General features: G+C 63.9%; 32 protein-coding genes and 1 pseudogene. 32 read left to right on the top strand and 1 reads right to left on the bottom strand.

All coding sequences use genetic code 11. From position 1 onward, the window contains the following. From tuf to rplQ, 31 genes and pseudogenes are all read left to right on the top strand, one after another. Nucleotides 1-135: pseudogene (gene tuf, locus Q0R23_RS16125) on the top strand (elongation factor Tu); the annotation flags it as partial. Between the two features lie 18 nt (nucleotides 136-153). After that, nucleotides 154-477 (top strand): 30S ribosomal protein S10, encoded by a 324-nt coding sequence (gene rpsJ, locus Q0R23_RS16120; RefSeq protein ID WP_293914617.1) that lies wholly within the window; start codon nucleotides 154-156, stop codon nucleotides 475-477. Then, on the top strand, nucleotides 474-1,094 hold the full coding sequence (rplC, locus tag Q0R23_RS16115; RefSeq protein ID WP_293914615.1) for a 50S ribosomal protein L3: 621 nt from the start codon (nucleotides 474-476) through the stop codon (nucleotides 1,092-1,094). The genes rpsJ and rplC overlap by 4 nt, the downstream gene beginning before the upstream one ends. Then, the gene (gene rplD, locus Q0R23_RS16110; protein WP_293914614.1) at nucleotides 1,094-1,720 is read left to right on the top strand and encodes a 50S ribosomal protein L4; all 627 of its coding nucleotides are present in this window, start codon (nucleotides 1,094-1,096) and stop codon (nucleotides 1,718-1,720) included. Before rplC ends, rplD begins: the two co-directional genes overlap by 1 nt. Then, entirely contained in the window at nucleotides 1,717-2,004 is a 288-nt protein-coding gene (locus Q0R23_RS16105; protein WP_293914611.1) for a 50S ribosomal protein L23, read from the top strand. The genes rplD and Q0R23_RS16105 overlap by 4 nt, the downstream gene beginning before the upstream one ends. A 14-nt stretch (nucleotides 2,005-2,018) precedes the next feature. Further along, nucleotides 2,019-2,852, top strand: a complete 834-nt coding sequence (rplB, locus tag Q0R23_RS16100) for a 50S ribosomal protein L2 (RefSeq protein WP_293914610.1) — start codon at nucleotides 2,019-2,021, stop codon at nucleotides 2,850-2,852. Nucleotides 2,853-2,864: 12 nt separating this feature from the next. After that, the gene (gene rpsS / locus Q0R23_RS16095) at nucleotides 2,865-3,152 is read left to right on the top strand and encodes a 30S ribosomal protein S19 (protein ID WP_293914609.1); all 288 of its coding nucleotides are present in this window, start codon (nucleotides 2,865-2,867) and stop codon (nucleotides 3,150-3,152) included. A gap of 148 nt (nucleotides 3,153-3,300) precedes the next feature. Further along, nucleotides 3,301-3,636, top strand: coding sequence for a 50S ribosomal protein L22 (rplV, locus tag Q0R23_RS16090; protein ID WP_293914607.1), 336 nt, complete (start codon nucleotides 3,301-3,303; stop codon nucleotides 3,634-3,636). Beyond that, a complete protein-coding gene (gene rpsC, locus Q0R23_RS16085) occupies nucleotides 3,636-4,385 on the top strand; it encodes a 30S ribosomal protein S3 (protein ID WP_293914605.1) in 750 nt (249 codons plus the stop codon). Before rplV ends, rpsC begins: the two co-directional genes overlap by 1 nt. After that, nucleotides 4,385-4,810 (top strand): 50S ribosomal protein L16, encoded by a 426-nt coding sequence (gene rplP / locus Q0R23_RS16080; RefSeq protein WP_124873005.1) that lies wholly within the window; start codon nucleotides 4,385-4,387, stop codon nucleotides 4,808-4,810. Before rpsC ends, rplP begins: the two co-directional genes overlap by 1 nt. Beyond that, nucleotides 4,797-5,012, top strand: coding sequence for a 50S ribosomal protein L29 (rpmC, locus tag Q0R23_RS16075; protein ID WP_293914600.1), 216 nt, complete (start codon nucleotides 4,797-4,799; stop codon nucleotides 5,010-5,012). Before rplP ends, rpmC begins: the two co-directional genes overlap by 14 nt. A 1-nt stretch (nucleotide 5,013) precedes the next feature. Beyond that, complete coding sequence (rpsQ, locus tag Q0R23_RS16070; protein ID WP_293914598.1) at nucleotides 5,014-5,301, top strand: 30S ribosomal protein S17; 288 nt, start codon at nucleotides 5,014-5,016, stop codon at nucleotides 5,299-5,301. After that, the gene (gene rplN / locus Q0R23_RS16065) at nucleotides 5,298-5,702 is read left to right on the top strand and encodes a 50S ribosomal protein L14 (RefSeq protein WP_109824845.1); all 405 of its coding nucleotides are present in this window, start codon (nucleotides 5,298-5,300) and stop codon (nucleotides 5,700-5,702) included. Before rpsQ ends, rplN begins: the two co-directional genes overlap by 4 nt. A 53-nt stretch (nucleotides 5,703-5,755) precedes the next feature. Continuing rightward, nucleotides 5,756-6,064 (top strand): 50S ribosomal protein L24, encoded by a 309-nt coding sequence (gene rplX / locus Q0R23_RS16060; RefSeq protein ID WP_293914619.1) that lies wholly within the window; start codon nucleotides 5,756-5,758, stop codon nucleotides 6,062-6,064. Between the two features lie 56 nt (nucleotides 6,065-6,120). Beyond that, nucleotides 6,121-6,660: a 50S ribosomal protein L5 gene (gene rplE, locus Q0R23_RS16055; protein ID WP_293914594.1), complete on the top strand. Its 540-nt coding sequence runs from the start codon at nucleotides 6,121-6,123 to the stop codon at nucleotides 6,658-6,660. Nucleotides 6,661-6,790: 130 nt separating this feature from the next. Beyond that, entirely contained in the window at nucleotides 6,791-7,060 is a 270-nt protein-coding gene (rpsN, locus tag Q0R23_RS16050) for a 30S ribosomal protein S14 (RefSeq protein ID WP_293914592.1), read from the top strand. Between the two features lie 184 nt (nucleotides 7,061-7,244). Next, nucleotides 7,245-7,646, top strand: a complete 402-nt coding sequence (gene rpsH, locus Q0R23_RS16045) for a 30S ribosomal protein S8 (RefSeq protein WP_293914591.1) — start codon at nucleotides 7,245-7,247, stop codon at nucleotides 7,644-7,646. 17 nt (nucleotides 7,647-7,663) lie between these two features. Then, on the top strand, nucleotides 7,664-8,221 hold the full coding sequence (gene rplF, locus Q0R23_RS16040) for a 50S ribosomal protein L6 (RefSeq protein WP_293914590.1): 558 nt from the start codon (nucleotides 7,664-7,666) through the stop codon (nucleotides 8,219-8,221). Further along, nucleotides 8,218-8,565 (top strand): 50S ribosomal protein L18, encoded by a 348-nt coding sequence (rplR, locus tag Q0R23_RS16035; protein WP_293914589.1) that lies wholly within the window; start codon nucleotides 8,218-8,220, stop codon nucleotides 8,563-8,565. Before rplF ends, rplR begins: the two co-directional genes overlap by 4 nt. Beyond that, nucleotides 8,555-9,148 (top strand): 30S ribosomal protein S5, encoded by a 594-nt coding sequence (gene rpsE / locus Q0R23_RS16030; protein ID WP_293914588.1) that lies wholly within the window; start codon nucleotides 8,555-8,557, stop codon nucleotides 9,146-9,148. Before rplR ends, rpsE begins: the two co-directional genes overlap by 11 nt. After that, entirely contained in the window at nucleotides 9,145-9,312 is a 168-nt protein-coding gene (gene rpmD, locus Q0R23_RS16025; protein ID WP_293914587.1) for a 50S ribosomal protein L30, read from the top strand. Before rpsE ends, rpmD begins: the two co-directional genes overlap by 4 nt. Beyond that, entirely contained in the window at nucleotides 9,309-9,779 is a 471-nt protein-coding gene (gene rplO / locus Q0R23_RS16020) for a 50S ribosomal protein L15 (RefSeq protein WP_293914586.1), read from the top strand. The genes rpmD and rplO overlap by 4 nt, the downstream gene beginning before the upstream one ends. After that, on the top strand, nucleotides 9,779-11,101 hold the full coding sequence (gene secY / locus Q0R23_RS16015) for a preprotein translocase subunit SecY (protein ID WP_293914585.1): 1,323 nt from the start codon (nucleotides 9,779-9,781) through the stop codon (nucleotides 11,099-11,101). The genes rplO and secY overlap by 1 nt, the downstream gene beginning before the upstream one ends. Before the next feature lie 258 nt (nucleotides 11,102-11,359). Continuing rightward, entirely contained in the window at nucleotides 11,360-11,941 is a 582-nt protein-coding gene (locus tag Q0R23_RS16010; RefSeq protein ID WP_293914583.1) for an adenylate kinase, read from the top strand. 224 nt (nucleotides 11,942-12,165) lie between these two features. Further along, nucleotides 12,166-12,426 carry a translation initiation factor IF-1 gene (infA, locus tag Q0R23_RS16005; RefSeq protein WP_124869582.1) on the top strand — a complete coding sequence of 87 codons (261 nt, stop codon included), beginning with the start codon at nucleotides 12,166-12,168 and terminating at the stop codon, nucleotides 12,424-12,426. Nucleotides 12,427-12,622: 196 nt separating this feature from the next. Next, nucleotides 12,623-12,736 (top strand): 50S ribosomal protein L36, encoded by a 114-nt coding sequence (gene rpmJ / locus Q0R23_RS16000; RefSeq protein ID WP_293914578.1) that lies wholly within the window; start codon nucleotides 12,623-12,625, stop codon nucleotides 12,734-12,736. Next, entirely contained in the window at nucleotides 12,736-13,116 is a 381-nt protein-coding gene (gene rpsM, locus Q0R23_RS15995; RefSeq protein WP_293914577.1) for a 30S ribosomal protein S13, read from the top strand. Before rpmJ ends, rpsM begins: the two co-directional genes overlap by 1 nt. Before the next feature lie 3 nt (nucleotides 13,117-13,119). Further along, on the top strand, nucleotides 13,120-13,509 hold the full coding sequence (gene rpsK / locus Q0R23_RS15990; protein ID WP_293914575.1) for a 30S ribosomal protein S11: 390 nt from the start codon (nucleotides 13,120-13,122) through the stop codon (nucleotides 13,507-13,509). 154 nt (nucleotides 13,510-13,663) lie between these two features. After that, a complete protein-coding gene (rpsD, locus tag Q0R23_RS15985) occupies nucleotides 13,664-14,281 on the top strand; it encodes a 30S ribosomal protein S4 (protein ID WP_293914573.1) in 618 nt (205 codons plus the stop codon). Nucleotides 14,282-14,425: 144 nt separating this feature from the next. Next, nucleotides 14,426-15,442, top strand: a complete 1,017-nt coding sequence (locus Q0R23_RS15980; RefSeq protein ID WP_293914571.1) for a DNA-directed RNA polymerase subunit alpha — start codon at nucleotides 14,426-14,428, stop codon at nucleotides 15,440-15,442. A gap of 57 nt (nucleotides 15,443-15,499) precedes the next feature. Continuing rightward, a complete protein-coding gene (rplQ, locus tag Q0R23_RS15975) occupies nucleotides 15,500-15,850 on the top strand; it encodes a 50S ribosomal protein L17 (protein WP_293914569.1) in 351 nt (116 codons plus the stop codon). A gap of 68 nt (nucleotides 15,851-15,918) precedes the next feature. On the opposite strand, the gene Q0R23_RS15970 is transcribed toward rplQ, so the two are convergent. After that, entirely contained in the window at nucleotides 15,919-16,185 is a 267-nt protein-coding gene (locus Q0R23_RS15970; protein ID WP_293914567.1) for a hypothetical protein, read from the bottom strand. A gap of 244 nt (nucleotides 16,186-16,429) precedes the next feature. Between Q0R23_RS15970 and Q0R23_RS15965 the strand changes: the two genes are divergently transcribed. Then, nucleotides 16,430-17,713, top strand: a complete 1,284-nt coding sequence (locus Q0R23_RS15965; RefSeq protein WP_293914565.1) for a sodium:proton antiporter — start codon at nucleotides 16,430-16,432, stop codon at nucleotides 17,711-17,713. Nucleotides 17,714-17,982 lie beyond the last annotated feature (269 nt).

The raw sequence follows: 17,982 nt of genomic DNA, 5'->3' as shown, positions 1-17,982 counted from the left end.
GTGATGCCCGGCGATAACGTGACGTTCACCGTCGAACTCATCAAGCCGATCGCCATGGAAGAGGGTCTGCGCTTCGCCATCCGTGAAGGTGGCCGCACCGTCGGCGCTGGCGTCGTGACCAAGATTCTCGAATAAGCGAGTGGAGTGAGTGAAATGGTAACCCCTAAAATCCGTATCAAACTGCGTGGTTTCGACCACAAGGCGCTCGACCAGTCCGCCAGCAAGATCGTGGACACCGTGCGCCGCACCGGCGCGGACGTCAGTGGCCCCGTGCCGCTGCCGACCCGCATTCGCCGCTTCTGCGTTCTGCGCTCGCCCTTTATCGACAAGGACAGCCAGGAGCACTTCGAGATTCGGACCCACAACCGGCTCGTCGACATCATGAACCCCACCAAGAAGACCATCGACAGCCTGATGACGCTCGACCTGCCGACCGGCGTGGACATCGAGATCAAGACGGTGGGCGGGCGCGCATGAAAGGCATCCTCGGCACCAAGATCGGCATGACCCAGATCTGGAAGGGCGACCGCGCCATTCCGGTGACGGTCGTGCTGGCTGGCCCCTGCCCGGTGGTTCAGCGCAAAACTGCCGCCACCGACGGCTACGAGGCCGTTCAGGTCGGCTTTGCGCCCAAGTCGGAAAAGCGCATCACCCGTCCCCAGCTCGGCCATCTCAAGAAGGCGGGCGTGGACGGCGTGCGCTACCTGCGCGAGTTCCGTGACTACGCCCCCGAAGGCGACACCATCATGGTGGACATCTTCGCCGAGGGCGAGAAGATCGACGCCACCGGCACCAGCAAGGGGCGCGGCACGCAGGGCGTCATGCGCCGCTGGAACTTTTCCGGCGGACCCGCCAGCCACGGCTCGAAGAAGTGGCACCGTCGTCCCGGTTCCATCGGCCAGCGCAAGACGCCAGGCCGTGTGTACAAGGGCAAGCGCATGGCCGGTCACTGGGGTGTGGAGCGCGTCACTGTCCAGAACCTGGAAGTGGTGGAAGTCCGCCCCGGCGAAAACCTGATTCTCATCAAAGGCGCCATTCCCGGCATGACGGGTAGCCTGGTGATGCTGCGTCAGGCGGTCAAGGGAGCGAAGTAATGGCTCAGATTAACGTGGTGGGCAACCGTGCCCGCACCATCGAACTGGAGTTGCCCAAAGCCAACGCCAACCTGCTGCACGAGGTCGTGACCTGGCAGCTCGCCAAGCGCCGCCAGGGCAGCGCCAACACCAAAACCCGCACCCAGGTCAGCGCTACCAGCAAGAAGATGTACAGCCAGAAGGGCACCGGCAACGCCCGTCACGGCGACCGTGGTGCGCCCAACTTCGTCGGCGGCGGCACGGCCTTCGGCCCCAAGCCGCGCAGCTACGCCTACACCCTGCCGAAAAAGGTCCGTCAGCTCGGTCTGGCGATGGCGCTGTCCGACCGCAGCGAGCAGGGCAAGTTGCTGGCCGTCGACGGTTTTGGACTTTCCGACGCCAAGACCAAGAGCTTCGTCGCCTGGGCCGCCCAGAACGGTATGGACGGCTCCGAGCGCGTGTTTCTGGTCACCGACGACGCCAATGTGCGCCAGGCGGCCCGCAACCTGAGCTGGGTCACCGCGCTGCCGGTGGCGGGCCTCAACGTCTACGATATTTTGCGCCACGAGCGACTGGTGATCGACGCCCTGGTGCTCGAACCCGCCCAGCCTGACGTGCAAGGCACCGCTGAAGGAGCTGCCCAGTGAGCGTTTACGATCTGATTCAACTTCCCGTGATGAGCGAGAAGGCGTACGCGGGCATGGAAAAGGGCGTCTACACCTTCTGGGTCAAGCCCGGCGCCACCAAGACCGATGTTCGCAACGCCGTCCAGCAGGCTTTCGGCGTCAAGGTCATCAAGGTCACGACGTTCAACGTCGAGGGCAAGGTCAAGCGCGTGGGCAAATACACCGGCCAGCGCAACGACCGCAAGAAGGCCATGGTCAGACTCGCCGAGGGCCAGAAGATCGACGCCCTTGAGGGCCTGGTCTAAGGAAGGTTGGAAGCATGGCTGTCAAGAAGTATCGTCCGTATACCCCGTCGCGCCGTCACATGACGACGGCTGATTTTTCGGGTCTGACCAAGAAAAAGCCTGAGAAGAACCTCACCGAAGGGCTGCCCAAAACCGGCGGGCGCAACAACAATGGCCGCATCACCAGCCGCTTCATCGGCGGCGGTCACAAGCGCACCTACCGCATCATCGACTTCAAGCGCCGCGACAAGACCGGCGTGGCCGCCAAGGTCGCCAGCGTCGAGTACGATCCCAACCGCAGCGCCCGCATCGCCCTGCTGCACTACGTCGACGGCGAGAAGCGCTACATCCTGGCCCCGGAGGGCCTGGTCGTCGGCCAGATGCTCAGCACCGGCCCCGAAGCCGAGCCGAAAGTCGGCAACGCCCTGCCGCTGCGCTTCATCCCGGTGGGCGCGGTCGTACACGGCGTCGAACTGGTGCCCGGACGCGGCGCCCAGCTCGCCCGCAGCGCTGGCACCTCTATCCAGCTTCAGGGCAAGGAAAGCGATTACGTCATTTTGCGTCTGCCCAGCGGCGAGCTGCGCCGCGTGCATACCGAGTGCTACGCCACCATCGGCACGGTGGGCAACGCCGAGCACAAGAACATCAACCTGGGTAAAGCCGGACGCTCACGTTGGCTGGGCAACAAGCCCCACCAGCGAGGCAGCGCCATGAACCCCGTCGATCACCCACACGGCGGTGGTGAGGGCCGTACCGGCGCCGGACGCCAGCCGGTCAGCCCCTGGGGCCAGCTCGCCAAGGGCCTCAAGACCCGGCGCAAGCGCAAGACTTCGGACCGTTTCATCATCACCCGCCGTGGCGGGAAGTAAGGAGGGTAGGACATGCCCCGTAGCCTGAAGAAAGGGCCGTTCGTGGATGACCACCTCCTGAACAAGGTGGACGCCCAGAACGCCAAGAAAGAAAAGCGCGTCATCAAGACCTGGAGCCGCCGCAGCACGGTGGTGCCCGAAATGATCGGTCACACCATCGCCGTCTATAACGGCAAGCTGCACATCCCGGTGTTCGTCAACGACCAGATGGTCGGTCACAAGCTTGGCGAGTTCAGCCCCACCCGGTCTTACCGGGGACACGGCTCGGACAAGACGGCCAAAGGGAGCAAGAAGAAATGAGCCGGATTCAGCTCTACTCCGGCCAGTCGGGCCTGTGTCAATCGAGGCTGGGCGCCCGCCTGTCCTCCATGCCGCAGAACCCGGCTCTCATCCCAGCTCGCTCCGCTCGGAACCCTTCCGGTGAGCGGAAAGGTTCGGGAGAGTTTTAATGCAGGCTAAAGCGATTGCCCGGTACATCCGCATGAGTCCCCGCAAGGTTCGCCTGGTCGTGGACGTCATTCGCGGCAAGAATGTGCGTGACGCCGAAGACCTGCTGCGCTTCGTTCCCCGCGCCGCCTCGACCCCGGTGGATAAGGTGCTGAAAAGCGCCAAGGCCAACGCGGTCAACAACCACGACATGATCGAGGACCGCCTGTACGTCGCCCAGATCTTCGTCGACGCTGGCCCCACCCTCAAGCGCCTCATCCCGCGTGCCCGTGGCAGTGCCAACATCCTTAAAAAGCGCACCAGCCACATCACCGTCATTCTGGAGGAGCGCGCCTAATGGGAAATAAAGTCAACCCCAACGGTTTTCGTCTGGGCATCACCAAAGGCTGGAACAGCCGCTGGTACGCCGGGAAGAAGACCTACAGCAAGTTGGTCCGCGAGGACGAGATGATCCGTCAGCTCGTCACCAAGGAACTCAAGGCCGCTGGCATCGCCCGCATCGAGATCGAGCGGGCCGGTCAGCAGGTCAACGTGATTATCAGTGCCGCCAAACCCGGCATCGTGATCGGCAAGGGCGGCGAGAGCATCAAGCGGCTGCGCGGCGAGATCGAGAAGATGGTCACGGCGGGCACCGTGGCCGTCAACGTGGCGGAGATTCCCAACCCCAACACCTCTGCGCCGCTGGTCGCGCTGCGGATCGCCGAGCAGATCGAGCGGCGCTTCGCCTTCCGCCGGGCCATGAAGCAGGCGGCCCAGCGCGTGATGGAGTCGGGCGCGCGCGGCGTCAAGGTGGTCATGAGTGGCCGTCTGGGCGGCGCCGAGCAGGCCCGCAGCGAGAAGGTGCTCGAAGGCCGCGTGCCCCTGCACACCCTGCGCGCCGACATCGACTACGGCACGGCCCTGGCCCGCACGACTTACGGCATCATCGGCATCAAGGTGCTGGTGTTCAACGGTGAGATCATCGGTGGCAAGACCGAGACCGTCGCCAAGCCTGCCCGTCCAGAACGGGGCGAGCGTCGTCCGGAAGGCGGCGAGCGAAACAACCGTCGTCGGCCCACCGCCCGTCGCCGGACTGGAGGTGAGTGATGCTTTTACCCAAGCGCACCAAATACCGTAAACAGATGCGTGGCCGCATGCGCGGCGACGCCAAGGGCGGCGACTACGTGGCTTTCGGCGACTTTGGCCTGATCGCCATGGAACCGGCCTGGATCAAGAGCAACCAGATCGAGGCCTGCCGCATCGTGATGAGCCGCCACTTCAGGCGCGGCGGTAAAATCTACATCCGCATTTTCCCCGACAAGCCGGTCACCAAAAAACCCGCCGAAACCCGCATGGGTAAAGGCAAGGGCGCCGTGGAGTTCTGGGTCAGTGTGGTCAAGCCGGGCCGCGTGATGTTCGAGGTCTCCGGCGTCACCGAGGAGCAGGCCAAGGAAGCCTTCCGCCTGGCCGGGCACAAGCTCCCGATTCAGACCAAGATGGTCAAGCGCGAGGTCTACGATGAAGCTCAGTGAACTGCGCGCCGTAGACGCGGCGAATGTCAGCCAAGAAATCGCTTCCCGCAAGGAAGAACTGATGAAGCTGCGTTTCCAGGGCGCGGTGGGCAACCTGGCCCAGCCGCACCGGGTCCGGCAGCTTCGTAAAGAAGTGGCGCAGCTCCTGACCATTCAGGGCGAGAAGTCTCGTGATATGCAGCGCCAGAACGGAGCACAGTAAGATGGCTAAGAAGACCCTTCAGGGCACCATTGTCAGCGACAAGGCCGACAAGACCGTCAGCGTCAAGGTCGAGCGGCGTTTCGCCCATCCCCTTTACGGCAAGGTCGTGACCCGTTCTCATAAGTACGCGGCCCACGACGAGAACAACGAATACAAGACCGGTGACCGCGTGGAGATTCTGGCGGTGCGCCCCATCAGCAAGTCCAAGACCTGGAAGGTCACGCAACTGCTGGAGCGTCCGCGCGGCATCGAGACCACCGCCGTCGAGACCGAAGGCGGCAGCGCATGATTATGCCCCAGTCCCGCCTCGACGTGGCGGACAACTCCGGCGCCCGCGAGATCATGTGCATCCGGGTGCTGAACAGCGGTATCGGCGGCAAGGGTCTGACGACCGGCGGCGGCGGTAACAAGCGCTACGCCCACGTCGGCGACATCATCGTCGCCTCGGTCAAGGACGCCGCGCCTCGCGGCACCGTCAAGAGCGGTGACGTGGTCAAGGCCGTGGTCGTGCGGACCAGCTTCGCCATCAAACGCGCCGACGGTTCGGTGATCCGTTTCGACAAGAACGCCGCCGTCATCATCAACAACCAGGGCGAGCCGCGCGGCACCCGCGTCTTCGGGCCGGTGGCGCGTGAACTGCGCGACCGCCGTTTCATGAAGATCATCTCGCTGGCCCCGGAGGTGCTGTAATGCCGCAGGGTAAATTCAGTGCGCCCAGCGCGGGCTCGCACCACAACAACAAGCTGCACGTCAAGAAGGGCGATAAGGTCGTCGTGACGCGCGGCAAGCACAAGGGCGCCACCGGCACCGTGCTGTTCGCCAGCCCTGAGGATCAGAAGATCGTCGTGGAAGGCGTGAATGTGGTCAAGAAGCACGTCAAGCCCACCCCCGGCGGCTCGGCGGGCGGCATCGACGAGCGCGAGGGCGCCATGCACGCCTCCAAGGTCCAGCTTATCGACCCCGAAACCGGCAAGGCCACCCGCCTGCGCAAAACCATCGTGGACGGCAAGAAAGTCCGCGTGGGCGCCCAGAGCGGCAAGGTCATCGACTGAACACCGGGGCGCATTCCGGTGCGTCCTGGGCGACCCGTCCGCCCGAAGAGGTCTACATGCAGCAACTCCACGAAAAATACAACAACGAAGTGCGCCCGGCCCTGGTCACGCAGTTCGGCTACAGCAGCCTGATGGCCGCGCCCCGCATCGAGAAGATCGTGGTCAACGAGGGCCTAGGCGACTCGAAAGAGGACTCCAAGGCCATCGACAAGGCCGCCAAGGAACTCGGCTTCATTACTTTGCAAAAGCCGATCATCACCAAGGCCAAGAAGAGCATCTCCAACTTCAAGCTGCGCGCGGGTATGCCGGTGGGCATCAAGGTGACCCTGCGCGGCGAGCGGATGTACGTGTTTCTGGACAAGCTGATCAACATCGGCCTGCCCCGCATCCGCGACTTCCGTGGGGTGAACCCCAACGCCTTCGACGGGCGCGGCAACTACAACCTGGGCATCAAGGAGCAGTTGATCTTCCCGGAGATCACCTACGACATGGTGGACAAGACGCGCGGCATGGACATCACCATCGTCACCACCGCCCGCAACGACGAAGAGGGCCGGGCGCTCCTCGCCGCGATGGGCATTCCCTTCAGGAAGTAAGCGGTAACAGCTCCAGCCTGGACTCCTGCGGGAATCTGGGCTACACTCTCAAGTTGCGCGTCTACACTTTTGGCGACGCGCCTGCTTGCTGAAGACCTGATCCTCAGCGGGCAAAGGAAGGAAACACAGCATGGCGAAGAAGAGCAAGATTGCCAAGCAGAAGCAGCGCGAAGCTGTGGTGGCCAAGTACGCCGACAAGCGCGAGGCGCTCAAAGCGGCGGGCGACTACATCGGCCTGAATCAGCTTCCCCGTGACGCCAGCCCGACCCGGCTTCACAACCGCTGCGAGTTCACGGGCCGTCCGCGCGGCTACATCCGCTTCTTCGGCGTCAGCCGCATCGTGCTGCGCGAGATGGCCGCGCGCGGCGAACTGCCGGGCGTGCGCAAAGCAAGCTGGTAAACACCTCGCCGGATACGAACCACTCGCTTGAGTGGTGATCGTCCGAGTCGAAGGTCGCTTCCCAAGACGAGAATGCCGCCGAGCTGTATTTGGGCGGCGCTCAGTGGGTTAAAACTTGAGGTGCCAGGCAGTAGCGGCGCTTCACCGAGTCCGCAGGAACAGTCCGTGTTCCCGGAGGATACAGATGCTGAGTGATCCCATCGCCGATATGCTCACGCGCATTCGCAACGCGACGCGCACCTTCAAGGAAACCGTGGACATTCCGGCTTCCAACTTCAAAGAGCAGCTCGCTCAACTTCTGGTCAAGGAAGGCTACGTCACGTCCGCCGAGCGCGTGCGCGACGAGGGCATGAAATTCGACGTGCTGCGCGTTACTTTGCGCTACGGCCACAAGCGCGAGCAGGTCATCAAGCACATCGAGCGCATCAGCCGCCCTGGGCGCCGCGCTTATGTCAGCCACGACAACCTGCCCCGCATTCAGCGCGGGCTGGGTCTGGCCGTCGTCTCGACCAGCCGAGGTTTGCTGGCCGACCGCGACGCACGCAAGGAAGGCGTGGGCGGCGAAGTCGTCTGCGTCCTCTGGTAAGGCTAAGGAGCATTTGAATGTCCCGTATCGGAAGACAACCCATCAGTGTGCCCAGCGGCGTCACGGCGAGCGTCAGTGACAGCGTGTTCCGCGCCAAAGGCCCCAAGGGCGAGCTGGTCGTGCCCTTCAACCGCGAACTCACCGTGCGCCAGGACGGCGATCAGATTCTGGTCGAGCGTCCCAGTGACCGCCAGGACCACCGCTCGCTGCACGGCCTGACCCGCACCCTGGTCGCCAACGCCGTCAAGGGCGTCTCGGACGGCTACGTCATCAACCTGGAGCTGCGCGGCGTCGGTTACCGCGCCAAGCTGACCGGGCGCAACCTGGAAATGTCCATCGGCTACAGCCACCCGGTCATCATCGAGCCGCCTGCGGGTGTGAGCTTCGTGGTGCCGGAACCCACCAAGATCGACGTGACGGGCATCGACAAGCAGCTCGTCGGTCAGGTCGCCGCCAACGTCCGCAAGGTCCGCAAGCCCGACGCCTACCACGGCAAGGGTGTGCGCTTCCTGGGCGAGAAAATTGCCCTCAAGGCCGGTAAAGCCGGAGCCACGGGCTCAAAGGGTAAGAAATGAGCGTCGCCAACCAGACCAGCATCCGCCGCAAGCTGCGCAACCGCCGCAAGGTCCGCGCCGCCGCCTCGCCGGAGCGCCCGCGCCTGAGCGTGTTCCGCTCCAGCAAATACATCTACGCCCAGCTCATCGACGACCAGACCGGCACCACGCTGGCCCAGGCCGGTGGCAAGGCGCTGAGTTCCGGTGACAAGACCGCTTCGGCGAGCGCCGTGGGCAAGGCGCTGGCCGAGGCTGCCGTGGCCAAGGGTGTCAAAGCCGTCGTGTTCGACCGTGGCGAGTACCGCTACCATGGCCGTGTGAAGGCGCTCGCAGATGCGGCGCGGGAGGGTGGCCTTGACTTTTAATCGTCGTAATGACCGCAGCGAAAACAGCGAGTTCGAAGAAAAGCTCATCAATGTCAACCGCACCGCCAAGACCTATCAGGGTGGTCGCCGCTTCCGCTTCGCCGCGCTGGTGATCCTGGGTGACCGCAACGGTCGCGTGGGCATGGGCATCGGCAAGGCCAAGGAAGTGCCGGTGGCCATCGAGAAAGCCAAGTCGGTGGCCCGCAAGAACATGATTACCGTGCCCGTCGAAAACGGCACCATTCCGCACGAGGTCGTGGGCGTGTCCACCGCCAGCCGGGTGCTGCTCAAGCCCGCCAGCGCGGGTACCGGCGTCATCGCGGGCACCGTGCCGCGTTCTATTGCCGAACTCGCCGGGATCACCAACCTGCTGAGCAAGGAACTGGGCTCGCGCAACCAGATCAACGTCGCCTACGCCGTGTTCGACGGCTTCAAAAACCTGCGCACCGTCAAGCAGATTCGTGCCCTGCGCCCCGCGCCAACACAGACGGCGGCAACACAGACTGCGGCAACACAGCCAGTCGCAGCAGCGGCGCCCGCCCCGGCTGCCCCCGCACCCACCGAAGGAGGAGCGCCTCAATGAAGATTACCCTGAAGCGCAGCGTCATCGGGCGTCCCCAGTACCAGGTGGACACCGTCAAGGCGCTGGGCCTGAGAAAGATCGGCGACAGCCGTGAAGTCAGCGACTCTGCCCCGGTGCGCGGCATGATCCGCACCGTGCAGCATCTGCTGGAGGTGGAGGCATGAAGCTCAGCGATCTCAAGCCCACACCCGGCTCACGCAAGAACCGCAAGCGCGTCGGACGCGGCCCCGGCGGCACCGACAAGACCGCCGGACGCGGCCACAAAGGCCAGAAGTCGCGCTCCGGCGCCGGTAAAGGCTCCTTTTTCGAGGGTGGCCGCTCGACCCTGATCAGCCGCCTGCCCAAGCGCGGCTTCAACAACGTCGGCGTCACCTTTGAGGTGGTCAACCTCTCGCAGCTCGACGCCCTGTCGGGTGACACCTTCGACCGCGCCGGGCTGGAGGCCGCCGGTCTGGTGCGCCGCAAGGCCAGCCCGGTCAAGCTGCTGGCACGCGGCACGGTCAGCCGGGCTTTTACCCTGCACGTGGACGCCGCCAGCGAAAGCGCTATCAAGGCGATTGAAGCGGCGGGCGGCAAGGTCGTGCTGGCCGAGCCCCCGGCGCCCCACTCCGTCGAGACCAAACCCCGCTGATGCTGCGAGCCTTCCGCGACGCCTTCCGTATTCCGGACTTGCAGCGGAAGATCGTGTTCACGCTGCTGCTGCTGGCGATCTACCGGCTGGGCAACACCATTCCCACGCCGGGCGTGAACACGGAGAATCTGGCGCAGTCCACCTCCAACGGGCTGTTTAGCTTAATCAGCATGATTTCGGGCGGCAACCTGTCGCAGTTCTCCATTTTTGCGCTGGGTGTGCTGCCCTACATCACCGCCAGCATCGTCATTCAGCTTCTGACCACCACCATTCCGGCCCTGGAGAAACTCTCCAAGGAAGGCGAGGAGGGCCGCAAGAAGATCAACGCCTACACCCGCTACGCGGCGGTGGGGCTGGGCGCTTTTCAGGCCACCGTCTTCTCGATTTTCGTCGCCAACAACCCCGGCAATATCGCCGTGGGCTGGACGCCGGGCATCTTCACCCTGCTGGTGATGGTGCTCACCCAGGTGGCGGGCATCGCCTTCACCATGTGGTTGGGCGAGCGCATCACCGAGGTGGGATTAGGCAACGGCATCAGCCTGATTATCACGGCGGGCATCATCGCCCGGTATCCGGCGGAGATCAAGGCCACCTCCGAGCTGTTCAAGCAGGGCAACCTCAGCGTGCTGAGCCTCCTGGCGTTTGTCGGCATCACCGTGCTGGTGATCGTGGCCATCGTGTATGTGTATCAGGCCGAGCGGCGGGTGCCGGTGCAGTACGCCCGCGCACGCGGCGGCACCCCGGCGGCTGGGTCTGGCCGCAATTACAGCGGTCAGGCCACCTACCTGCCGATCAAGCTCAACCAGGCGGGCGTCATCCCGGTGATCTTCGCCTCGGCCATGCTGATCTTGCCGAACCTGCTGGTGCAGGCCACCGCGACGCGGGCGCCCGGCGTCTCGACCTTCTTGCAGCAGTACCTCTCGCCGGGCGGCGTCTGGTACACCGCGCTGGAAGTGGTGCTGATCATCGGGTTTACGTACCTGTACAACAGCGTCCAGTTTGATCCCAAACGCATCAGCGAGCAGCTCCGCGAGGCGGGCGGCTTCATTCCGGGGGTCCGGCCCGGTGCGCCCACCGCCACCTTCCTGGGCACCATCAGCAGCCGCATTTCGCTGTGGGGTGCGCTGTTCCTGGCGCTGCTGGTCGTGATTCCGCAACTGATTCAGCGCTGGACCGGCGTGACCACCTTTCAGTTTTCCGGCACCGGACTGCTGATTATCGTGGGCGTGGCGCTCGAAACCCTCAAGCAGTTAGAGGCCCAGCTCACCGTGCGCCGCTACGACGGCTTCATCAGCAAGGGCCGTCTGCGCGGACGCCTGTAAGGGTTGACCAGCCGCAGATGCCAGGGGCGCACCTCACCGTGCGCCCTTTGCTGTACCGGCAGCCGAACTGGCCGGAGAGGTAGCCTGCACGTTCATTTTGACGACACTATGGCTGAGCTTCGTCAGTACTGAGAAACAGTGCTGAAAAACAGTACTGAAAAACAGTACTGAAAAAGAGGTAGAGCGCTGGAAACGATCTTTCTCAGTACCCAGTACTTTTTTTACTCAGCACTGATAATCAGCACCGGAGGAACACGCGTGACTCAACACAAGCACAGAGTGGTGATTTTTCTCGGCCCGCCCGGCGCGGGCAAGGGCACCCAGGCCGAGCGGCTGGCTGGCGAGCAGCACCTGGTCAAAATCAGTACCGGCGATATTCTGCGCGACCACGTGGCGCGGGGCACCGAACTCGGACAGCAGGTCGCGCCGCTGCTCAAGGCGGGCAAACTGGTGCCTGACGAGCTGCTGATGGCGCTGATCCGGGACCGGCTGGCCAGCATGGAAAGCGTCCGGGTCATCTTCGACGGCTTTCCGCGCACGCTGATGCAGGCCCAGGAACTCGACATGCTGCTCGAAGAATTGGGCGCACCGATCACTGCCGTGCCGCTGCTGGAGGTGCCCGACGAGTTGCTGATCGAGCGCATCGTCGAGCGCGGCAAAACGTCGAGCCGCAACGACGATACCGAGGCGGTGGCCCGTGAGCGCCAGGAGGTCTACCGCCTTCAGACCCAGCCGTTGATCGACTACTACGCGGCGCGGGGCCACCTGAAACCCGTGGGCGGCGTGGGCAGCATGGATGAGGTTTATGCCCGCTTGCTGAGCGTGCTGGGCGACAGGTAACACCACGACCGGGCTGGGGCCTTTGGTCTGGTCCCGGCAGGAAAAGCCAGGCGAGACGTCCCGCACAGGGCCCAGGGCTGCTGCTGGATAATGCACGGCCTTCACGAATGGCCTGCAAAGTTCAGTCGTTACAATCTTCCCGGCAATCGTGCTGAACATCCTCTTGTCTCTCACCGCCCCACGTGCTAGCTTTACGTTTGGCTTATTCCAAGCCTGGAGGGTTCGTGGCGAGAAGAAGAGCACCAGACGGGCGGGAATCCAAACGCAAGAAGGAAGACGCCGATACCGTACGCGCCGAAGGCGTGGTCGAAGAAGCGTTGCCCAATACCACCTTCCGAGTGAAGCTGGATACCGGGCATGACCTCCTGGCGTACATCAGTGGCAAGATGCGAATTCACTACATTCGTATTCTGCCCGGAGACCGCGTTGTGCTGGAGATCTCGCCCTACGATACTTCGCGTGGACGCATCGTTTACCGGCGCTAAGCGGGAACAGACGTTGTGTTGAGCCGTATCCATACTGAGCTGTACCCATACTGAGCTGTATCCAGCCGTACCCGAACTGCCCAGGCCATCAGTGTGAGCAGTTCAACCCAGATTCCCCGTGCCCAGCACAAGCTGCCGGGGGGTCGAGCGTCGGCCAGGTGGCAGTGCCCACCACGGCGGCGCGAGGAGGAAGGAAATGAAGGTTCGTTCGAGCGTCAAGAAGATGTGCGAGAAGTGCAAGGTGATCCGCCGCCACGGCGTCGTGATCGTGATCTGCGAGAACGTCAAGCACAAGCAGAGGCAGGGTTAATGGCCCGTATCGCTGGCGTCGACCTCCCCCGCGAGAAGCGCATCCAGATCGGCCTGCGCTACATCTACGGCATCGGCCCGACCCGCGCCGACCAGGTGCTGGCCGCCACCGGTATCAGTGGCGATACCCGCGTCAAGAACCTGACCGAAGCCGAGACCACTCAGCTCCGCGAGGCCATCGAGAAGGTCTACAAAGTCGAGGGTGATCTCCGCAGCGAGATCGGCCAGAACATCAAGCGTTTGATGGACATTGGCGCCTACCGTGGCCTGCGTCACCGGCGCGGCCTACCGGTGCGTGGCCAGCGGACCAAGACCAACGCTAGGACCCGCAAGGGGCCGCGCAAGACCGTGGCGGGCAAGAAAAAGGCAGCGAGGAAGTAAGTCATGGCCAAGACCACCAAGAGAGCGCCCCGCGCCAAGCGCCGCAACATCAGCGCAGGCCGGGCTTACATCCACGCCAGCTACAACAACACCATCGTCACCATCACCGATGTCGACGGCAACTCGGTGGCCTGGTCGTCGGGCGGCACCATCGGCTACAAGGGCAGCAAGAAGGGTACGCCCTACGCCGCCCAGCTCGCCGCCGCCGACGCCGTGAAAAAGGCCCAGGGTTTTGGCATGAACATCGTGGACGTGGTGGTGCGCGGCTCAGGCTCAGGCCGCGAGCAGGCCATCCGCGCCATCCAGGCCAGCGGCATTGAGGTCAAGTCGATCATGGACGACACCCCTGTGCCGCACAACGGCTGCCGCCCCAAGAAAAAGCACCGCACCTAAAACCTGCTGCGTTGCCCCTGGCCCGTCAAGGCCCTGCTGTTTTTGCGCCAACCCTCAGCAGACCAGCGTCCGCGCCACGCGGCGACGGTGACCAGAGCACGCCAATTCCGGCCACCGGGCAAGATTCCGGTCAGGCCGCACCCTGAGGAGAGAAATGGGTCGTTTCCGTGGTTCTATCACCAAACAAAGCCGCCGCGAGGGCATCAACCTGGCGGAGACCGAGAAGGTCCAGAAGTATCTGGACAAGCGCCCCTACGCGCCCGGCCAGCACGGTCAGCGCCGCAAGGGCCGTCCCAGCGACTACAGCGTGCGTCTGCGTGAAAAGCAGAAGCTCTCGCGCCTGTACGGCATGAATGAGCGGCAGTTTCGCAACCTCTTTGAAGAAGCCAGCAGCGTTCCCGGTGTCACCGGCACCGTGTTCCTGCAACTGCTGGAGCGCCGACTCGACAACGTGGTGTTCCGCATGGGCTTCGCCAGCACCCGCCGTCAGGCCCGGCAATTCGTCGGCCACGGCCATATTCTGGTCAACGGCAAAAAAGTCGATATTTCCTCGTACCGGGTCAAAATCGGCGACCAGATCACCGTCGGCGAAAAGAGCCGCGCCATGGGATTCGTGCAGGAAAACATGGACGCCCTCAAGCGTCGCCGGGTCAGCCCCTGGATCGAGATGAGCCCGGAGACCTTTACCGGCACCTTCTCTCGCCTGCCCGCCCGCGAAGATCTGGCCTTGCCGATCAACGAAAACTTCATCATCGAATACTACTCGCGGTAAGTGGTTGGCGGCTACGGTTCCGGTCGTCCGGAAACAGCACCCGAACGCCCTCCACCTGCGCCCCCAGCTACCCTTGGTTACTCGCTCCGCTCGGAATGATGACGCAGTCATCACCCGCCAGCTCCTTAACGCCGGAGGTTATACGTGGATCAAAAGCGTCCCCAGCTCAAGGCCCGCGTCGATGGCGACTACGGCGAATTTACCCTGGAACCGCTGCGGCGGGGCTACGGCGTCACGGTGGGCAACCCCCTGCGCCGCATCCTCCTGAGCAGCATTCCCGGCAGCGCCGTGACCAGCGTTTACATCGAAGACGTGCTGCATGAGTTCAGCACCGTTCCCGGCGTAAAAGAAGACGTCATCCGCATCATTCTCAACCTCAAGGAGCTGGTGGTCCGCTTCCACGCCCCCGGTCCCAAAACCCTGACGCTGCGTGCCCAGGGCCAGGGCGCCGTGAAAGCCAGCGCTTTTGAGGTGCCCTCCGACGCCGAGATCGTCAATCCCGATCTGGTGATTGCCAATCTGGCCGAGGACGGCAAACTGGTCATGGAAGTGCGCGTCGAGGAAGGCGAAGGCTACGTGCCCGCCGACAAGCACTCCACCAAGGACCGCATCAACTCCATTCCGGTAGACGCGGTGTTCACCCCCGTGCGCCGGGTGGCCTACCACGTCGAGAACACCCGCGTGGGTCAGCAGACCGATTTGGACCGGCTGATCCTGCGGGTTTGGACCGACGGCAGCACCTCCCCCCAGGACGCGCTCGACAAGGCCGTGGATATTCTGCGCGACGAGTTGACCGTCTTCGGCAACGTAGAGACCGTGCAGGCCGAACTGGTGCCTGTGCCGGTGATGGCCGCCTCGCAGCCCAGCAGCGCCAGCTCCGGTTTGGGCGCCTACGACTCACCCAGTGGCGTGTCGGCCAGCACCATCAGCATGGGCGACTACAGCTCCGGCAGCGAGGTCAGCAACCCCCGCGTCACGCTGGAGGGCCTGGGCCTGACCACCCGTGTGCTGCACTCGCTCAAGGAAGAGGGCATCGACTCGGTGGACGCCCTGTGCGCCTTATCGGACCGCGACCTCAAGAAAGTGCCCGGCATCGGCGAGCGTAGCCTGGACGAGATCAAGCAGCAACTGGCCCAGTTCGGGCTGGCCCTCAAAGACTAATCAATGTGTGGGCCGCTCTCCGGAACTTCCGGTGCGGTCCGCTTTTAAGGAGACATCATGCGTCACGGACGTTCCGGTCGCAAACTTAACCGCAACAGCAGTGCCCGCACTGCGCTGGCCCGCGCTCAGGCGACCGCCCTGCTGCGCGAAGGCCGTATTCAGACGACCGTTGCCAAAGCCAAAGAGCTGCGGCCCTACGTCGAGAAGATCATCACCACGGCCAAGGGCGGCGACCTGCACGCCCGGCGTCTGTGTGCCCGCGACATTCAGGACAACGCCGTGCTGCGCAAACTGATGGACGAGGTGGCCCCCAAGTACGCCGAGCGTCCCGGTGGCTACACCCGCATCCTGAAAGTCGGCGTGCGCCGGGGCGACTCTGCGCCGCTGGCGTTGATCGAACTCGTTTAAGCCCTAACAAGCTGCCATAACAAGCTGAACGCCCCTGCCGGAATGGTGGGGGCGTTCTCGTCATCCTCTCAGCGCCACCAACCCAGGGCGAAGGCCACGACCAACACACCACCCAGGGCAGGCTTGAGCCAGCGGGGCAAGTGCTCCCCTAATCTGTTTTGCCCCCACCGGCTCAGGGTCGCCGCGCTCAGCGCCAAGACGCCTAGGCCCAGCAGCACACTGAAAGCTGACCCGCTATGGATGATCTTGGCCGCGAAAAAGCACAGTTCGGTGAGTACGACGGCAACAAGCACTTTCAAATAAAGCGGCTGATGTGAAGCCGTGAACTTGGTCATGACCTACCCCCCGACTGATGTCAGCTCAGCCTACGCCTTTTGTCGTCGGAGGACCATCTGACGAATCTACCTCATCTTCGCGCTCTGAACGTTCCCCCAAGCCCGCCCTCGCCCCGACTCTGTACAATGAATCCACAATCTCGTTCACTGAACGGGTTCCGGCGACCATACGCCGAACTGGAGGAGTCTGCTATCGGGCTCCTCCCATGCTTTTTCGACTTATTCGCGGCGCCCGGAGGTTCCCATGCAACTGCTCGACCTGAGCGCCACGCTGGTCATTATCACGGCGCTGATCGCCGTCCTGAACGCCCGTTACCTCAAGTTGCCCGCCTCCATCGGCGTGACGGTGGGCGGGCTGGCATTGAGCCTGGTGCTGTTGCTGCTGGTCGGCCTCGGCGTGCCGTTCGCCCAGCAGGCGGTGGAGCTGGTGCGCCGCATCCAGTTTGACGACTTCGTGTTTCAGGGCGTGCTGTCGTTTCTGCTGTTCGCGGGGGCGCTGGGCGTCAACTCCCATGCGCTGTGGGTGCTGCGCGGGCCGGTGATGCTGTTCGCGCTGCTGTCCACCGCCATTTCTACCGGGCTGGTGGGCGCGCTGCTCTACGGCCTGACCGGGCTGTTCGGGCTGGATGTGCCGCTGGTGTATTGCCTGCTGTTCGGGGCGCTGATCTCGCCCACCGATCCGGTGTCGGTGCTGGGCGTGCTCAAGCAGGCCAAGGTGCCCAGGCGCATCGAGACGCTGGTGGCGGGGGAGTCGCTGTTCAACGACGGCGTGGGCGTGGTGGCCTTCGCGGTGCTGGCCAGCGTGGCGGCTTCTGGCGCCGCCGGGCACGGGCCAGCGCTGAGCACCGCCGGTCTGGGCCTGTTTTTTGCCCAGGAAGCGCTGGGCGGGCTGCTGCTGGGCAGTGTCGTGGGGCTCATCGGCTGGATTTCGCTGCGGCTGGTCGACGATTTCGTGGTCGAGGTGCTCATCACGCTGGGTGTGGTGATGGCCTGCACCGCCGTCGCCGCCCATCTGCACACCTCGGCGCCGCTGGCTGCCGTGGCCGCCGGTCTGCTGGTCGGCTTTCTCAAGGAGCGCGTGCCGCATGGACTGACCTCACGCGAGAAGTTCGACGGCTTCTGGCACCTGACCGACGAGCTGCTGAACATCTTCTTGTTCGTGCTGCTGGCGCTGGAAGTGCTGGTGGTGCAGTTCACCGGGCTGCGGCTGCTGCTGGGCGTGCTGGCCATTCCGCTGCTGCTGGCGGTGCGGGCCATCAGCGTGCAGGTGCCGGTGATGCTGCTGGGCCGCCGCTACCGCTTTACGCCCTACACCCGCCGTCTGATGGTCTGGGGCGGGCTGCGCGGGGCCATCAGCGTGGCGCTGGCCTTCAGCGTGCCTGCCGGGACACCGCGTGAGCTGTTTTTGGTCATGACCTATGTGATCGTGGTCTTCTCGATTCTGGTGCAGGGCCTGAGCGTGGGCAAGCTGGCGCGGCGGGCCGCCGAGAGAGCGCCGGAAGTCGCGCCAGTGAATCTGCGGGGGTGAGCGTGGGAGAAGGTGCCTGTTCAACGCCTCACGCCTCATACGGGATTAAAAAGACTCCTGAACATGGAGCGGAAACGCTACCCCGTCGCCCCCTCACCCCGCCGCTGCGCGGCTCCCCTCTCCCACAAGGGCTTATCGTTACCCACAAGTCAGTCATCGACCGAAGAAGAGCCGAGACTGAAGGATGACAACGGCACAATGGCAGGATGAAGTGACGTGGGCGGCGGGGATCTGGGGTGCAGCGGATTTAGGTGATCCACGACGCACCA

The sequence above is a fragment of the Deinococcus sp. genome, assembly GCF_025362455.1.
Classification (GTDB): Bacteria; Deinococcota; Deinococci; order Deinococcales; family Deinococcaceae; genus Deinococcus.
This window is presented reverse-complemented; position numbering and strand designations above follow the sequence as displayed.

Bases quoted from the DNA above. Each gene is read 5' to 3' on its own strand.
- rpmJ (WP_293914578.1), top strand. From the start codon at position 12,623: ATGAAGGTTCGTTCGAGCGTCAAGAAGATGTGCGAGAAGTGCAAGGTG.
- rplF (WP_293914590.1), top strand. From the start codon at position 7,664: ATGTCCCGTATCGGAAGACAACCCATCAGTGTGCCCAGCGGCGTCACG.
- rplR (WP_293914589.1), top strand. From the start codon at position 8,218: ATGAGCGTCGCCAACCAGACCAGCATCCGCCGCAAGCTGCGCAACCGC.
- rpsN (WP_293914592.1), top strand. From the start codon at position 6,791: ATGGCGAAGAAGAGCAAGATTGCCAAGCAGAAGCAGCGCGAAGCTGTG.
- rpsD (WP_293914573.1), top strand. From the start codon at position 13,664: ATGGGTCGTTTCCGTGGTTCTATCACCAAACAAAGCCGCCGCGAGGGC.
- secY (WP_293914585.1), top strand. From the start codon at position 9,779: ATGCTGCGAGCCTTCCGCGACGCCTTCCGTATTCCGGACTTGCAGCGG.
- rpsJ (WP_293914617.1), top strand. From the start codon at position 154: ATGGTAACCCCTAAAATCCGTATCAAACTGCGTGGTTTCGACCACAAG.
- rpsM (WP_293914577.1), top strand. From the start codon at position 12,736: ATGGCCCGTATCGCTGGCGTCGACCTCCCCCGCGAGAAGCGCATCCAG.
- rpmC (WP_293914600.1), top strand. From the start codon at position 4,797: ATGAAGCTCAGTGAACTGCGCGCCGTAGACGCGGCGAATGTCAGCCAA.
- Q0R23_RS15970 (WP_293914567.1), bottom strand. From the start codon at position 16,185: ATGACCAAGTTCACGGCTTCACATCAGCCGCTTTATTTGAAAGTGCTT.
- rplN (WP_109824845.1), top strand. From the start codon at position 5,298: ATGATTATGCCCCAGTCCCGCCTCGACGTGGCGGACAACTCCGGCGCC.
- rplO (WP_293914586.1), top strand. From the start codon at position 9,309: ATGAAGCTCAGCGATCTCAAGCCCACACCCGGCTCACGCAAGAACCGC.
- rplD (WP_293914614.1), top strand. From the start codon at position 1,094: ATGGCTCAGATTAACGTGGTGGGCAACCGTGCCCGCACCATCGAACTG.
- rplV (WP_293914607.1), top strand. From the start codon at position 3,301: ATGCAGGCTAAAGCGATTGCCCGGTACATCCGCATGAGTCCCCGCAAG.
- rpsC (WP_293914605.1), top strand. From the start codon at position 3,636: ATGGGAAATAAAGTCAACCCCAACGGTTTTCGTCTGGGCATCACCAAA.
- rpsS (WP_293914609.1), top strand. From the start codon at position 2,865: ATGCCCCGTAGCCTGAAGAAAGGGCCGTTCGTGGATGACCACCTCCTG.
- rpsK (WP_293914575.1), top strand. From the start codon at position 13,120: ATGGCCAAGACCACCAAGAGAGCGCCCCGCGCCAAGCGCCGCAACATC.
- rpsQ (WP_293914598.1), top strand. From the start codon at position 5,014: ATGGCTAAGAAGACCCTTCAGGGCACCATTGTCAGCGACAAGGCCGAC.
- rplP (WP_124873005.1), top strand. From the start codon at position 4,385: ATGCTTTTACCCAAGCGCACCAAATACCGTAAACAGATGCGTGGCCGC.
- rplB (WP_293914610.1), top strand. From the start codon at position 2,019: ATGGCTGTCAAGAAGTATCGTCCGTATACCCCGTCGCGCCGTCACATG.
- rplE (WP_293914594.1), top strand. From the start codon at position 6,121: ATGCAGCAACTCCACGAAAAATACAACAACGAAGTGCGCCCGGCCCTG.
- rplC (WP_293914615.1), top strand. From the start codon at position 474: ATGAAAGGCATCCTCGGCACCAAGATCGGCATGACCCAGATCTGGAAG.
- rpsH (WP_293914591.1), top strand. From the start codon at position 7,245: ATGCTGAGTGATCCCATCGCCGATATGCTCACGCGCATTCGCAACGCG.
- rplQ (WP_293914569.1), top strand. From the start codon at position 15,500: ATGCGTCACGGACGTTCCGGTCGCAAACTTAACCGCAACAGCAGTGCC.
- Q0R23_RS15965 (WP_293914565.1), top strand. From the start codon at position 16,430: ATGCAACTGCTCGACCTGAGCGCCACGCTGGTCATTATCACGGCGCTG.
- rpmD (WP_293914587.1), top strand. From the start codon at position 9,145: ATGAAGATTACCCTGAAGCGCAGCGTCATCGGGCGTCCCCAGTACCAG.